Here is a 16,514-nt window from a genome sequence, read left to right on the forward strand (position 1 = left end):
ATAGAAAATGCAATATTATTTGTTTCACCATCAAATGGAAAAGAAACATTACTGTTAACAAAATCAATATCTAAAGTTCCGTTAGATAAATATCTGAAAACACTAAATACATATTTATTAACTTGAAAACTATAACCTGAAACAACTATTTTTCCATCAATTTGTAACTCTGCATCAAATGACGCTCCATAATAATCTGAAATGTAAACACCATTTGTTGCGAAAGTTGTATCAATTGCTCCGGTACTCAAATATCTTACCATCGCAACTCTACTTGCGCCACTGCCATCTGCATTGTTACCAACAACTAATATTTTACCGTCATTTTGAACTAGTACTTTACGGATAATGTCGTTATAAGAAGTGTTTATAGTTGTTATTACAATACCATTAGTACCAAAACTTGTATCTAACGTACCATTAGACAAATAACGAACAAGAGCAAAATCATATCCATTTGAACCATTTAAAACATATCCTCCCATAAGGATTTTTCCATCAGTTTGAATTGCTATGCTATAAGGCAATGATTGACCAATCATTGGAGTTTGTACTTTACCCAAAGTTCCAAATGAGGTATCAAATGTTCCAGCTAAATTTAGTCGTAAAATTGAAAAAAACTCAGAACTACTTCCTGTTTTTCCTCCGACTAAAATCTTTCCGTCATTTTGTATTTTCATACAGTTACCTCTACTAGCACCTGTCCCAAAACTAACTTCAAGAAAACCTGTACCATTAAATGTAGTATCTAATCCTCCATTTGAGTTTAAACGTGAAATACAAAAAGTAGATGCAGCAAGCGACTCGCGTCTTCCTGCCGAAACAATTTTATTATCATTTTGTACTTCAAGATCAACCATTGTATAGTTTGAATCAGGTTGCAAAACGGATGTAGTATTTGTACTTAATTCGTAATATCCGTTATCTCCAAAAGTAGTATCTAGAGTACCATTTGAATTTGTTCTTGAAAAAAAACCATAAATATTATTATATCCACCATAACCATGTACAATTTTATTATCCGATTGTAAATCTATTGAACCTACAACATAACCTCCTATACATTTATTAATTAGAACTTTACCATTTATACCAAAAGATGAATCATAAGAAACTGATTGAGAAAAAACTAATCCATTGACAAACAATAAACCTAAAACAAATAACTTTTTCATAGCTCTAAAAATTATTTAATTACTATTATTTTCTTTTTTGTAGAAACCCCATCTGCTATAGTTACGAAATAAGTTCCTTTCTGTACTTTTTCCAAATCAATTGTAAAACTATCATTCATGAAAGTCTCTTTTTCAAAAACTTTTTGTCCAAGGATGTTATAAATTGAAATTAAATGAATGGAATTATTTTTTTCAATTTGCCTTATAGAGAAAATACCATTTGATGGATTTGGGGAAATGATAAAATTATCGGATTCGTTAGAAAATAAATCAATTTCCATTTCACTTTCGTAATAAGAATTATGACCTCGTGATTGAAACGTTTCAGATCCAAAAACAGGAAGAACTCTAGTAACACGCATTGCAGACAAAGTATTATACATAGTAAATTTACCACCTAATAATAATTTAGCACCTTGTTTTTTCATACTCCATACGCTATCATTTGGACCGCCACTTGTTATTAAAGTTGGATGCATTTTAAAAGATATATCCCTTGAACCAGTTGTTCCAGTTGCGGCACAATTTAAAAGAATAACTTTTGGAACATCTAACCCGTTATACTTAGTAAAATCACCAGACACAAAGAGTTTTGCGGGAGTTCCTCCCACAGCTGGCTCATAAACCATTGACCTAATCATACCTGCAGGTTCTGTATCATAACCAGTTCCAGAAAAAGCATTATATGTTGGAAAAAAACCTGGTGTTACTAGATTAGGATTAAAATTAAAATCAAAATCTAATGCACCATCCGGCAATAGTCGTGCTATGCTGTTTACAACTTGATTATTATATCTGGAGAAAAAACCTCCAATTAAAATACTACCATTTGGTTGAATAATAATTTCTTGAATGGAATGTCCTGTTAAATTTGGCTTATTCCCACCCAAATCCATATAAATTTTGTTAAAATCTAAATCTAATGTACCATCATTATGTAATCTTAAAATATTTGTTCTAGAATAACCATTAAACTCTGTAAAATGGCCACCCACAATAATATCACCAGTTACTTGATTAACATCTATAGCTTGAGGAGCACTATTAAATCCATTGGTAGGAGTTGTTAAATCACCTACTATCGTATTAATATTATTACTAAATGCTGTATCTAGACTTCCGTCACTATTAAGACGAGCTAATTTATAACTTGGATAACCATTATAAAATTGAAACATTCCACCAATTAAAATTTTTCCTGCATTTCCAAAAAGCGCTGTTGGAGGATATACATAGACTACTCTAATTTGTGAATTACTACCAGAAACACCTCTTATAGTTCCTGCAGGTAATGATTGTGTATTAAAAGTTGGGTCAATATCACCGTTAGGCATCAATCTAGCGATTCCTCTTCCTTGAATTGAACTACCACTGAATGATGTAAAACTGCCTACAACAAGTATTTTGTCTAAATGTTCTGGGCTTCTTAATACTTTTAAATCTAACGCAACTGTATTAGAAACTCCTGAGAACAAAGGACCAGAAGTATTGAATACTGTTGTATTATCTATAGTTAAATCAGCTTTTAATCTTGCTATTTTATTTAATGTTACACCATTATAATCTGTAAAGTAACCTGAAATTATTATTTTATTGTCGGATTGCGTATCAACACAACTAACTATGTTATTTGCGCGAATACCTGGGACAGCATCTGGTGTATTGATTATATCTGATACTATTATAGTTACAACTCCATAATCATAACTTACCGAGCATCCAATTCTTGTGATAGAATATGTTATTGTGTAGGTTCCATTTGTAAGTCCTGGCGGAATTAATATTTGACCAGTACTTGTTACATTAAGATTCAAAATATTTGGAGAGGATGAAATTATTGTAACTACAACATTTCCTGCAGAAGCAATTGTTCCATTTACCGTATCATTTGATAATATATTTGGGGTTAATCCTCCTGACAAAGCACTTATTGGAGTAGTAAAATTATCATCATTAGCAAAAATTGGTGAAACAACTTTTATTGTTGCTGTTGCTGTGGTGCAATTAGAAGAAAGCGACGACTGACAAATTTGATAGGTAAAATTATAAATTCCCGCTGGCACATTTGATGGTATTGAAATTATTCCATTAGAATTAATTGTTGCTCCTGCTATTGGTATAGGCGCAATAAAAGAAACGGTCACATTTGAACTAGAAACTGGATTATTATTAAGCAAATCATTTCCAAAAACACTTGGAGTTGAACCACCATCACAACTAAAAATATTATTTACAGAATTTGCACTAAAATTATCATTTACGGCATAAATAACATTAGGCGTTACTGAAGCCGAATTATTAGAAAGATTTATATCAGCCTGATTTGAAGTCACCGAAACAGAATTACTATAATTTCCTGTAGGTCTTACTGTTGCTACAATTGTAAGTGTTGCGCTTGCGCCATTATTTAAATTTCCAATATTCCAATTAGGCGCACTCCATGAGCCCGACGATGTAGAAGCACTTACAAATGTATAACCAGAAAGTAAATTATCTACAGCAACAACATTATTGGCATTATCGGTTCCATTATTAGTAACTACTATAGTAAAACTGACATTAGAACCCACACTTGGTGTTAAATTACTTATGTTTTTAGTAATACTTAAATTAGAGTTACAGCCATATGTGTTTACTGTTACAGCCTTGGTTGGACCAAAACAAGTTGTAGTTCCACCAACTAAAAATGATGCGTAATACGTTCCAGTGGTTACCGCATTTGCATTTGAAACTAAATTTAAATTTGTTGCAGGTGTACTAGTATGCCATGTTAATGTACTACATGATGGGGTGTTTGAAGCGGTAATTGAGTTTAAATTTACTGTTAAACTTGGGCAAATATTTGTTAAACTTAAAGTACTTAAAGCTGGTGTAGTTGCAATCGAACAAACATATGGCGTTAATAAAAATTTACAAGGATTTCCCATTACAATTCCAGACGCGTTATTAATATTTGTTATTGTGATGGTTGTAAATGGTAAACCACCGGATGTGACAGTCAAAACTGCATCGCCATAAAAACCATTATCGCATGAAACAATATTTCCAGCAACATTAAACCTACAAGAACTTGATAATGTTGGCGTACCACATCCATTAATTGTTACTGTAGCAACATCATCATTAGTAACAGCGCTGTAAGAAACAGTTGCACTAGTTACAGGTTTACTAAATGTATAAGTTAACGATCCTCCTGCTAAGTTTCCTGTTCCCTGACCAACTCCTGTGTATGGAGCAGTTATTTGAGTACATACAGTTGCTGGTGGAAAAGGACCAAATGGTGGCTCATATCCATTGATGTAAGTGAAAGATCCTGTAGCATTGATGTTTATACCACCTATTGTACAATTAGATTGCGTAAAGCCAAAAAAAGGCAACATGAAAATAATTAAAGAAAATAAAAAGGTAAACTTTTCATCACAAAGTCTGTGTGTGTGTGTGTGTGTGTGTTGTTTCATAAATAATTGATTTGGTTATAACGAAGTTAATCATAAATAACTTACAAAAACAAAATATTTCAATATTAACAAAAAAAGAGGTAACAATTAAAATTGCTACCTCTTTTCTAATTTAGATTTTTTGTTTTATAAAATCGATTTCAAATCGGCATTCATTGCTCTAACTGCATCAGCACTTTTTGCAAATTTCGCTTTTTCGTCTTCGTTTAATTTAATGTCAACAATTTTTTCAATTCCGTTTTTACCGATGATGCATGGAACACCAATACAGATATCGTTTTGTCCGTATTCACCTTCTAAAAATACCGAACATGGAATCATTTTCTTTTGATCGTGTAAAATACTATCTACTAAATAAGCAACAGATGCACCTGGCGCGTACCAAGCTGAAGTTCCTAATAAACCAGTTAAAGTCGCTCCACCAACCATAGTATCGGCAGCTACTTTTTCTAATTCTTCTGATGATAAAAATTCAGAAACTGGAACTCCATTATAAGACGCAAGACGCGTTAACGGAATCATAGTTGTATCACCATGACCACCAATTACCATACCTTGAATGTCATTTGCAGGTTTGTCTAATGCTTGAGATAAATAACATTTAAAACGTGAACTGTCTAAAGCGCCACCCATTCCGATGATTCTGTTTTTAGGCAATCCTGTTGCTTTTAATGTTAAATAAGTCATTGTATCCATTGGATTTGAAACTACAACAACAACACAATTTGGCGAATGTTGTAATAAATTTTCAGCAACGGTTTTTACAATTCCAGCGTTAATTCCGATTAATTCTTCACGAGTCATTCCAGGTTTTCTCGGAATTCCAGATGTAATAACCACTACATCACTTCCAGCAGTTTTAGAATAATCATTAGTACTTCCAGATACTTTGGTGTTGTATCCTAAAGTGGTTTGCGTTTGCATGATATCTAAAGCTTTACCTTCAGCAAAACCTTCTCTAATATCTAATAATACGATTTCACTCGCAATTCTTCTGTAAGCGATTGCATCTGCGCATGTTGCACCAACGTTTCCTGCTCCTACTATTGTAACTTTCATTTTATTGTGTGTTTATATTTAAAAAAAATTAAAATTCGTATTGAACTGATAAATTTGAATTCACAAATTTACCAAAAGCAATCGTAGATTGTATAAAAATTTTGCTAATTTGATATCTACCCGAAATTTCGCCCATAAAATTGGCTTTTGTCTTGTAGATTTCTTTCAATCTTTGATTTAAAATATATTGCAACGGAATAGTTTCTTCGATTGCACCTTTTGTTCCTGTTAATTTGTATTCGAAATCACTAACGTTGGCTATAAATCCGGCTAAAATTTCAAATTTCTTGTATTCTTTTGATGCGTTTAGTTGCATTTGATATGTATCAACCAAACCACTCAATCTATTGATTCCGAGGTTTCCAAAATCGGTTTGAATGTCTAAAAAATCAAAACTTACATCTTCATTGGAATACGTTGCTGTAGCTGCCAAATTGATTTTATTTGCTTGTAATGATTTAAAATACTGACTCAAATTATGTTTTATCCCGAAGCCATATACTTGATATTCACTTCGTTTTAATTCTACTCGTGGTGAATATTTTACTAAAAATTCTGTTCCATACCAAAGCGAAAGTGCTCCAGATAAATGCGGATAAATCACTACATTCTGATTAATTCCTTTTGGTGTTTCAATTCGGATGGTTTCCCCATCTAATGCTCCAGCAAGATAAATTTGATCTCCGTTTCCTATTGCTGTTGGAACTGTTGCCGATGTTGCTCCGCTTTCAATACTTAGCAATTGAAAATCGCTGTTTTTTATCTTAAATGCTGTGTCGCTATTTGGGACGAAAAAGAAATTAGTATTGACACCAACCGTTACATCCCACAATTTTCTCTTTTTAGCCGAATAAACCCAACCCGAAGAAGATTGATACACAGCAGCATCGGTTGCAGGCGTAATGTATTTATCAGAAAAAAATAGGGCATCGTCAATGAGATACCCTAAATCTTGTAACAATTGATCTGATTGAGAAAAGGATTTGCTTGAAAAAATCAAACAAATCCCTATCATTATATATTTAGAAAACTTATTAAGCATCGATATTTGCATACACTGCATTCTTCTCGATAAACTCTCTTCTTGGCGGAACCTCATCTCCCATTAACATTGAGAAAACTCTATCAGCTTCGGCCAAATTATCAATATTAACCTGACGTAATGTTCTAAATTCTGGATCCATTGTAGTTTCCCACAATTGCTCAGCATTCATTTCTCCAAGACCTTTATAACGTTGAATTGCAGCGCTTCCGCCCATTCTTTCGTTAGCCAAGTCACGTTGATCGTCTGTCCAAGCGTATTCTTTTTTGTTTCCTTTTTTAACTAAATATAAAGGTGGCGCAGCGATATAAACGTGTCCGCCTTCAATTAATTCACGCATAAATCTAAAGAAGAACGTAAGAATTAATGTAGCAATGTGACTTCCATCGACATCGGCATCACACATAATAATTACTTTATGGTATCTTAATTTTTCAAGATTTAACGCTTTAGAATCTTCTTCTGTACCGATAGTTACACCAAGAGCAGTAAAGATATTTCTAATCTCTTCGTTTTCAAAAACTTTGTGGTGCATTGCTTTTTCAACATTCAAAATCTTACCTCTTAATGGCATGATGGCTTGAAAGTTTCTATCGCGACCTTGCTTTGCAGTTCCACCTGCCGAATCTCCTTCGACAAGATATACTTCACATTTTGCTGGATCTTGCTCTGAACAATCTGATAATTTTCCTGGTAAACCTCCACCGCCTAAAACAGTTTTACGTTGTACCATTTCACGTGCTTTTTTGGCAGCGTGACGAGCTTGAGCAGCAAGAATTACTTTTTGAACAATGATTTTAGCATCGTTTGGATTTTCTTCCAAATAATTTTCAAGCATTTCTGAAACCGCTTGCGAAACTGGAGAAACTACTTCTCTATTTCCTAGTTTGGTTTTAGTTTGACCTTCAAATTGTGGTTCTGAAACTTTTACCGAAATAATAGCTGTTAAACCTTCACGGAAGTCATCACCTGAGATTTCAAATTTTAATTTATCTAAAAGTCCAGAAGCATCGGCATATTTCTTTAAAGTACGAGTTAAACCCATACGGAAACCTTGCAAGTGCGTTCCACCTTCGTGTGTGTTGATATTATTTACGTAAGAGAAAATATTTTCAGAGTAACTTGTGTTGTAAACAAGAGCAACCTCAACAGGAATTTCTCCTTTTTCGTGCTCCATGCTTATTACGTGAGAAATAATTGGTTCTCTACCAGCATCTAAAAATCGAACGAATTCTTTAAGACCTTCTTTTGAATGAAAAACTTCACCTTCAAAATCGCCGTTGTCTTTTGTATGTCTTTTATCTGTAAGTGTGATTGTAATTCCTTTGTTTAGGAACGATAATTCACGCATACGTGCTGCAAGTGTATCGTAAGAATACTCAATTGTTTGAGTAAAAATGGTTTTATCAGGGTGAAAAGTAACCATTGTTCCGCGCTTAGTTGTTTCACCAACTTGCTTAACTGGATACATTGCTTTACCTTTTTCATATTCTTGTTCGTACACTTTTCCGTCTCTGAAAACAGTTGCTTTTAGATTATCTGAAAGTGCATTAACACAAGAAACACCAACACCGTGAAGTCCACCCGAAACTTTATAAGAATCTTTATCGAATTTTCCTCCAGCACCAATTTTGGTCATTACTACTTCTAGAGCAGAAACGCCTTCTTTTTTGTGCATATCAACTGGAATACCACGACCATTGTCTTCTACGGTAACCGAATTGTCTTCATTAATAAATACGCTTATTGTGTCGCAATGACCTGCTAATGCCTCATCTATCGAGTTATCAACTACTTCATAAACTAAATGGTGTAAACCTCTAACGCCTGTATCTCCAATGTACATGGATGGTCGCATTCTTACGTGCTCCATTCCTTCTAATGCTTGAATACTGTCGGCTGAATAGCTATTCTTTTTAATTTCGTCGCTCATATTAAATTGTATCGTGAGTATGATTTTTGTCTAACACGCAAATATACAAAAGTAAAGACGATTTTAAAGCGATTTTAAGCAATTTATCGCTTAAGTTATTAACATTTACCTCTTAATAATTTTTAATGGATTTAAAGCCGATTTTTGAAGTTTGGAAATTGTTGTTATTTGCAACTAATTGATATACTGACATATACTAACTAGCCCTGATTGCAGAGGAAATCCCGATTTTTATCGGGATTGGAACGGAAAGCAGGAAAATGGATTACAAATAAATCCCGAGCGATTCGCTTCTAATAAAAATAGAAAACTAAACAATTATAGATTAAACAAAAAACGCTTACCTTATTGGTAAACGTCTTAGCATCTGAAACTGGCCCAGATTTAACAAACAAACTAAATTTTAAATAATCGAAAAATGATTATGCTGTGATGGTAGCTTTTGCAATTTCGGTATCGGCTTGAACGTGTGCCGCATTTGCTCTACCTGATGGATCTTGATTTTCTTGCCATTTTGGTATCCATTTTCTAACGGTTTGTGCCGCGCTTACTTGTGGATAATATTTATTGAAAATGGTTCTGTAATAAAATGCTTCTTTGGTTGCTGGCGTGTTGTAAGGAAATAATTGTGCTGCGCTTTCCATTTGCTCATCAGTAACTTGCGAAGCGCAGAATTCGATTAAAGTGTCAATCCAACTGTAACCAACTCCGTCTGAAAATTGTTCTTTTTGACGCCATAAAACCTCATCTGGAAGATACGGATTGTCTGGTGTATCAAATGCTTTTCTTAGAATATATTTCTCTTTTCCGTCGTAGGTTTTTGGTTGTTTTTCTTCGCCTTTTATGGTCATTGCAACATCTAAGAAAGCTTTGTCTAGGAATGGAACTCTTGCTTCTAATCCGTGTGCCATTGTTGATTTATCGGCACGAAGTAAATCGGCTGTAAATAATTTTTGTACTCTTTCTATGGTTTCTTTTTGGAAATCTTCGGTAGTTGGTGCGTTTCTGAAGTATAAATAGCCTCCAAAAATTTCGTCTGCACCTTCACCAGAAAGTACTACTTTAATTCCCATATCGGTAATAGCTTTCGACAAGAAATACATTGGTGTACTTGCTCTTACTGATGTTACATCGTAGGTTTCAAGATGCCAAATTAATTTATCTAAAATCTCAATTCCTTGTTCGATTGTAAAATGAACTTCGTGGTGTTTTGTACCTAAAAATTCGGCTACTTTACGAGCTGCTTTTGCATCTGGAGCATCGGCATCTAATCCGATAGAAAACGAATGCAAATCTTTACCTTTTTCTTTCAATAAACGAGCTGCGATTGATGATGTTAAAGACGAATCTAATCCGCCAGAAAGTAATACGCCAATTGGCACATCGCTCATTAAACGCTTGCGTGTAGCTTCGGTTAAAGCTTCTCTTATTTCTAGTAAATCAAGTTCTTTTGTTGCTTTGGTAAAATCTTCATATTCTGGTTTGTAGTATTTTACAAAACCGGTTTCTGGAGTGTAATAATGTCCTGGAGGAAATGTTGAAAATGTTTTACATTGATCTGCAATGGGTTTCATTTCGGAAGCAAAATAAACTCTTCCTCTTTCGTCCATTCCATAATACAATGGCTTCACTCCTAGCGGATCGCGACCTGCAATGTAGTTGTCACCATCGATTACTACGAAAGCAAAATCGCCGTCTAGCATATCAACAAAATCATATCCGAATTCTTCATATAAATGTACAATAACTTCAGAATCGGATTTGGTTTTAAAAGTATGACCTTTTAAAACGCCATCTCTTAAAGCTTGATGGTTGTATATTTCTCCATTGTGAATCATCCACGCAGAAGACGTTCCTTGAATTGGTTGTTTACCCGAATGTAAATCGATAATTGACAAACGTTCGTGACTTAATATATGTCCGTTTTCTGTAACATGAATATCACTTTCGTCTGGACCACGATGTGACATTCTTTTAGAAAGTTGTTTTACTAATTGCTCGTCTTTTCCTTTTCCTATGATTGCTAATATACCACACATACTCTTTTCCTTTTAATTGTACTTTGTTTTATTTGATGAAGCAAAATTGCGGTATTGATTCAAATATTAAAACCAAAAAAGACTATTTAGTTATAAATTTAAAGTAAAAATGTATTTATGATATATATATGAAAGTAAATTGGTTTGGAAATGGAGTTTTGGGTTTGAGATTGTAAAAACAGAATTCAAATCTATTCAATAGACTGAATTTCATACTTAGTAGTATTTATCTCAAACGAAAATCCAACTTTATTTCCCATTAATTTATTTCCAAGTGGAGATTGCGGAGAAACTGCTATTATCGATTTATCATCGACTGTGATTTTGGGTAAAGCGGCACTTATAAAAAGTAACATTCCATTGGCTTGAACTAAACTTCCTAAAGCGATCTTAGTATGATTTGCGGAAGCATCAATTTTATCAATAATGGCTTTTTGGGCCAGAATTTCTTTTAATTTATGATTTAGTTTTTCTTGTTCGATATGCATCATGGACAAAGCGGTTTCGTGTTTATCACCAGCCGAACCTTTAGCATCGTTTTGAGCATCTTCGGTTAATGCAGTTATCATATCGCGAAAAATATCGATTTTATCTTGAAGTAATTGTTGGTGTTGTTGAAGGATTTGTTGTTTCATATTTAGCCACGAAGACACTAAGTCTAAAAGTTTTTTAAAAAAGAAATATTTATAATTTTAAAGCGTTAAAATAGCACTATTTATTTGATGTAGCTATTTAGCAACAAAGTATTAAAAAAGGCACAAAGATAATATTAAAATTACTTTGTGCCTTCGTGCCTTTGTGGCATTAATTAAAAGTCAAATTTGTAATTTGCTCCAACCAATCCTTGAACTCCTTGAACAGGATAATTTATCCAACGTTGGTATTTTTGGTTGGCAATGTTATTTCCTCTTAAGAAAAAAGTCAATCTATCGCTGTATTTGTAACCTACGTTAGCATTTAAATCAAAGTAACTATCAAGTGTGACGATTTCGCTTACATTTGGAATTGCTGGATCAAATGAAGTAAGAGTAACTAGGTCTTTTCGTTCTCCAACAAAGAAAACATTAACTCCTGCCGACCATTTTGGCGTGATGTTAAAATCTACATTAGAACCAATTTTTAAAGTTGGTAAATTCCATGCTTCGTTTTGGTCTTTTTCAGAATAATTACTGAAAGTTCCGTTGATTCCGAAAGACACATTTTTAGAGAAATCGGCTTTTAATTCACCAAAGAAACTTAATGTTTTTACATTATCGTAAACTACATCAAATGAATTTCCGTAGGCATAACCTTCAGTATTTGCATTGTCATAATTGTACTCATTATTTCTAAACAATGCTCGGTTATCTTCATTTAAGTACGAACCACGAACATTATAACTGATAGAATTCGCTAATTTTCCTTTCAATCCAACATAAATATCAAACTTTTGATCGGTTGGTGAAATTCCTAAAGTTGGTGAAACAAAGAAATTTTCTTGCGTGAATTCTTGAAACGAATTTTGTTTCAAATTACCTTCTGCTCCAGCGTAAGCAATCATTAAATCGCCAACAATTTTATAGGAAGCCGTGATATTTGGATAGATAAAAAACTTGTTATCTCCTTCTTGATTTGCCATCGAATAGAACAAACCAATTCCTACATTTACAGATAAATCATCTTTCAAAATTTGGAAACTTGGCTTAAAACCGATGTTTGTAAATCCGTATTTTATTTCGCTATTACCTAAATAATCTTTGTCAAAACTTCCACCAATATAATCTAATACGAAATCGGCTTTTATATTTTCTTCTAAAAATTCAAAGGCGAATGATGGTTTTGCAACAAATCTATTTTCGGCAGATGAAAACGCATCTGAAAAACGATTGAATTTTATTGATGCTTCTTTAAAAACACTTTCTTTGAGGGATAATCTTCCGCCAAGAGAAATATTTTGATACGTTTGTTTTGGATCAATTCCATCGATAAAAGCAATTCTATCGGCTGGCAAAAGCGTTTCATATAAAGCTGGATTTAATCCATACCAATTGTACATCTGACGAGAATAACCTAAATCGGCATTCCATGACATTTCTCTTGTTCTGCTTCCGTAGGTTAAATCTAAAGAAGTATTTGAGAATTTATCGTCTAAAACCGCTTCTTTAATTCCGCCTTGCGAAGATAGATGACGCAACATTGCTCCTACGTAATTATTGTTTTCTAATGTTTGAGTTACAAATAATTCGGCGTTGATGTTTCCGTAATTTCCTGCTGCTAAAGTGGCGTAATTACTAAACAATTTTTCTTGTTCTTCTTTATCAACATTTGCTGCTTTACCTTTAGAAGGTGTAAAAGTTGACGCTACTGGAAAAGAGAAAATATTGTACTGAATGTTCTCTTTTTTACTATTATCGTCATCGTCTAATGATGGTGTTTCTTTTACTTTAAAAGCATCAGAAATTGTTGGCGTATATGGTTTTACCACATTTACCACTTCGTTACCAATGTTTTGATCTTTCTTTTGTGCGATTGTAAGTTGCGTTCCAAAAAGAACAGTTACAATGGCGATTTTATATTGGAAATTGATTTTCATTTTTATTTTTTTATCTATTACAAGAGTTGCACAAAGATTTATTTGTTAATTGACGAATTGGTTTTTGCTTCTTCGGTTTTGATACTATCCAATTCGGTTTTGGCTTCTTGAACAACATCTGGATAATCAGAAAAATTATCAATTACACTTTCCAAAATTGATGTTGCCTGAAAACTGTCTTTTAATCCGTAATAATTTTTAGCCATGACAACCAATCCTTTTGCTCCAAAATATTTGTAACCCGAATAATCTCTAGCTAATTTTTGAACTGACTTGTTAGAATCATCGTATTTTAAATCTTTATTTTTGAAATAAGCATCATAATATAATGCTTCGGCAGCTAATTCACCTTTGGCAATTTTCAATAAATTTGCATAAGCCGTTCTTGCTTTACCTTCATCATTCGCTTTTACAGCCGAACGTGCAACGATAATTTGAGCATCACTTTTTACTTTGTTATCTGTTTTTGGATTGTTCAACACTTTATCAGCATAAACAACTGCGTTGGGATAATCTTTTTGATCGTAATACGAACGCATCAAATTAGCTTGTGCAAATGTGATGTTTTGTGGAAAATCAGCATCAGTTTCCAATCGTTTTAAAACCGGAATTGCTTTTGCAAAATCGTTTTTCTTCAAATGAATTTCGCTTAAACGAGCCAATGCTTGTTCTGTAAATTCACTTTTAGATTGCGCAATTACATATTCGTAATTCGGAATAGAATTGGCTTCTAAACCATCAGCATAATACGATTGTGCCAAGTAGAAATTAGCTTTCAATGCATGAATTCCTTTAGGAAATTTAGCAACATAACTACTTAAAGTGGCGATGGCTTGTTTGGTGTTATTTTGCAAATATTGTTTTTCGGCAGCTTCATAAGTGTCGTTATCCAATTCGGTATCAGAAACTTCTACAAAATCTAATGTTCTTACCCAAGATGCATATTCGTCTACTTTTCCATTATCAACATAAATTAATCTTGCTGTAGCAACTGCTTCAAGTGCTTCTGGAGTTCTAGGATAATCGGCTGCCACTTTTTTGAATTTAGTAATCGCTTGATCGTCTTTACTTGCATTGTAATAAATCAAACCTTGACGTAAAACCGCTTTTGAAGCATACGTTCCGTTTTTGAATTCGCTTAATAATTGGTCGTAAGTTTTCAATCCTAGATCGGTTTTGTTATCAGCAACATAGGTATTTCCTAATTCAAACAACGCGTCATCACGATATTGAGATGTTTTAAATGTTGCTAAAAACTTATTGAAATCTTCAATTTTCTTATCATTTTTACTTACAAATCCGTAACTAATTGCTTTTTGAAACGCAGCATAATCGGCATCAACGCTTTTCAATTCGATTGCTTTGTTATAAGCATCCATTGCTGGCCAATATTTGGAAGTTACAAATCGGCTGTCGCCCAATCTCAAGTACGAATCATTCAAACGCGTTTTGTCGTCTTTCGAAGTTTCAATAAAACTTTGGAAATAATTTCCTGCTTGGTCGTATTCTTTTTGTTTGAAATAGCAATATGCAATGTTGTAATTGATGTTTTTAAATTCTGGCGTATTTTTAGCTTCGGCCATTCCTTCAAATTGTTTGAAACTCAATAATGCTTCATTAAAATTGTCTAATACATATTCAGACTCGGCTTTCCAAAAAGTAGCTCGCGCAGTAAATTTTGCATCTTTTTGTTCCTTTAATGAAGCCTTAAACATTTTTTGAGCTTCTTGATAACTTCCATCAGTAAACAATTCTAATCCGCGGTAGAACGTTACTTTTTGATAAGCCAAGCGATTTTCTGGGCTTTTATTTTTTTCTAATAACGTTAAAGCTTCTTTATAATTTTTAGAAGTGATGTACGAATTAATCAATAAATTTTCGATTTCGTTTTTACTTGGCGAATTTGGATATTTTGTCATAAACGCGGATAAAACAGTAGGAACCGATTGATATGAATTTCCTATTTCGTAACTTAATTTAGCATAATTTAAACTCGCATCTTCTTGAATTTTTAAATCAAATTCCATTTCGGATGCATTTTTAAACGCGTTTAAAGCTTGTTGCTTTTTGTCGGTTTTCATGTAACTTTCACCCAAATGATAGTAAGCATTTTGCGCTACAAAATCTTTTCCATCAATGATTTTACTGAATTGAATAATCGCATTTTCATAATCTTTTTGTTGATAATACGTATAACCTAACTGATAGAAATCGGTGTTGCTCCATTTACCTTTTTTCCCTTTATATTCTTTCAAATAAGGTAATGCTTCGTTATATTGCTTCAAATTGAAATAACTTTCACCGATAATTTTATTCAATTCTGATTTTTCTAAAGCGTTAGATTTTGCCATTGCGGCTTTTCCTAATTCGATTGCTTTTTGGAAATTACCCAATTTAAAATTCATATCTGCTTGAAAATAAGACAGCTTTTCTTTGTACTTTTCTTCACCCGAAACTTGGTCGAATTGTTTGGTTGCTTCTTTATAATCATCGGCTTCATAAGCCATAAATCCTAAATAATATTTGGCTTGCGAACCATATTCTTGCGAATTTTGAACTTTATTGAAATACGTAGTTGCTTCTTTTTTCTTTTTGGCAGTGAAATAAGCATATCCTTTTTGGAAATTGAATTTTTCTTGTTCGGCGTAAGTTAATCCGCTTTCGTCTACTTTATCAAAATACTCCAACGCTTGCGGATAATTTCCTTGTTGAAAATAATATTGTGAAACGCCAATATAAGCCTGATTTTGCTTAGAACTTGTTGGATATTCGGTCACGAAATCTTCCATCAATTGATCGGCATTGCTTTGATTTAATTTTATTGCGCAAAATGCAATGTAATAAGCACAATCGGCTTTAACATCTTGAGAAACATTATCTTGTTTTACTTTATCAAAAATAATTTGAGCAGCAAGATATTGTTGGTCATTGTATAACGAAACGGCTTTATCAAACTCCCTTAATTGATGTATATAAATCTCCGTTTGTTGTGCTGATAGAGTTGCAGAACCAACCAATAAATTCAGTAGTAAAAACGCTGTTATTTTTTGCATTGTGTGTAATTTAATTAATCTCTCAAAATTATCATTATAGTATGGATAACGAGCTATTGTTTGGTTTTATTATAAACATTTTTCTTAACAACGTAATTTTAGATATTAGATTTAAAATATTAGATATAAAAAAATTGCGAGACAATAAAAATCAGCTTGTTAAGTTCTTAAAATAGAAAATTC

The 16,514-nt window shown here is 33.1% G+C and carries 9 protein-coding genes; all 9 read right to left on the minus strand.

The annotated features are described in order from the left end of the window. Positions 1-1,175: hypothetical protein (locus tag DIU01_RS01495; protein ID WP_290831491.1), on the minus strand; the 1,175-nt coding region annotated here is incomplete at its 3' end. Positions 1,176-1,186: 11 nt separating this feature from the next. Further along, positions 1,187-4,633, minus strand: a complete 3,447-nt coding sequence (locus DIU01_RS01500; protein WP_290831492.1) for a T9SS type A sorting domain-containing protein — start codon at positions 4,631-4,633, stop codon at positions 1,187-1,189. 126 nt (positions 4,634-4,759) lie between these two features. Beyond that, the gene (gene mdh, locus DIU01_RS01505) at positions 4,760-5,692 is read right to left on the minus strand and encodes a malate dehydrogenase (RefSeq protein ID WP_290831493.1); all 933 of its coding nucleotides are present in this window, start codon (positions 5,690-5,692) and stop codon (positions 4,760-4,762) included. Positions 5,693-5,720: 28 nt separating this feature from the next. After that, entirely contained in the window at positions 5,721-6,707 is a 987-nt protein-coding gene (locus DIU01_RS01510) for a DUF6588 family protein (RefSeq protein WP_290831494.1), read from the minus strand. A 19-nt stretch (positions 6,708-6,726) separates the two neighbouring features. Continuing rightward, on the minus strand, positions 6,727-8,667 hold the full coding sequence (gene gyrB / locus DIU01_RS01515; protein WP_290831495.1) for a DNA topoisomerase (ATP-hydrolyzing) subunit B: 1,941 nt from the start codon (positions 8,665-8,667) through the stop codon (positions 6,727-6,729). Between the two features lie 422 nt (positions 8,668-9,089). Then, the gene (gene asnB, locus DIU01_RS01520) at positions 9,090-10,706 is read right to left on the minus strand and encodes an asparagine synthase B (RefSeq protein WP_290831496.1); all 1,617 of its coding nucleotides are present in this window, start codon (positions 10,704-10,706) and stop codon (positions 9,090-9,092) included. A 191-nt stretch (positions 10,707-10,897) separates the two neighbouring features. Then, on the minus strand, positions 10,898-11,341 hold the full coding sequence (locus DIU01_RS01525; RefSeq protein ID WP_290831497.1) for a hypothetical protein: 444 nt from the start codon (positions 11,339-11,341) through the stop codon (positions 10,898-10,900). 173 nt (positions 11,342-11,514) lie between these two features. Next, positions 11,515-13,278, minus strand: coding sequence for a TonB-dependent receptor (locus DIU01_RS01530; RefSeq protein ID WP_290831498.1), 1,764 nt, complete (start codon positions 13,276-13,278; stop codon positions 11,515-11,517). A 38-nt stretch (positions 13,279-13,316) separates the two neighbouring features. Continuing rightward, on the minus strand, positions 13,317-16,331 hold the full coding sequence (locus DIU01_RS01535) for a tetratricopeptide repeat protein (protein WP_290831499.1): 3,015 nt from the start codon (positions 16,329-16,331) through the stop codon (positions 13,317-13,319). Positions 16,332-16,514: the final 183 nt, after the last annotated feature.

It is taken from the genome of Flavobacterium sp. (assembly GCF_003525665.1).
Classification (GTDB): Bacteria; Bacteroidota; Bacteroidia; order Flavobacteriales; family Flavobacteriaceae; genus Flavobacterium.

What these genes read in the sequence shown, in the direction of transcription:
- DIU01_RS01500 (WP_290831492.1), bottom strand. Translation starts at nt 4,633, where the DNA reads ATGAAACAACACACACACACACACACACACAGACTTTGTGATGAAAAG.
- mdh (WP_290831493.1), bottom strand. Translation starts at nt 5,692, where the DNA reads ATGAAAGTTACAATAGTAGGAGCAGGAAACGTTGGTGCAACATGCGCA.
- DIU01_RS01510 (WP_290831494.1), bottom strand. Translation starts at nt 6,707, where the DNA reads ATGATAGGGATTTGTTTGATTTTTTCAAGCAAATCCTTTTCTCAATCA.
- gyrB (WP_290831495.1), bottom strand. Translation starts at nt 8,667, where the DNA reads ATGAGCGACGAAATTAAAAAGAATAGCTATTCAGCCGACAGTATTCAA.
- asnB (WP_290831496.1), bottom strand. Translation starts at nt 10,706, where the DNA reads ATGTGTGGTATATTAGCAATCATAGGAAAAGGAAAAGACGAGCAATTA.
- DIU01_RS01525 (WP_290831497.1), bottom strand. Translation starts at nt 11,341, where the DNA reads ATGAAACAACAAATCCTTCAACAACACCAACAATTACTTCAAGATAAA.
- DIU01_RS01530 (WP_290831498.1), bottom strand. Translation starts at nt 13,278, where the DNA reads ATGAAAATCAATTTCCAATATAAAATCGCCATTGTAACTGTTCTTTTT.
- DIU01_RS01535 (WP_290831499.1), bottom strand. Translation starts at nt 16,331, where the DNA reads ATGCAAAAAATAACAGCGTTTTTACTACTGAATTTATTGGTTGGTTCT.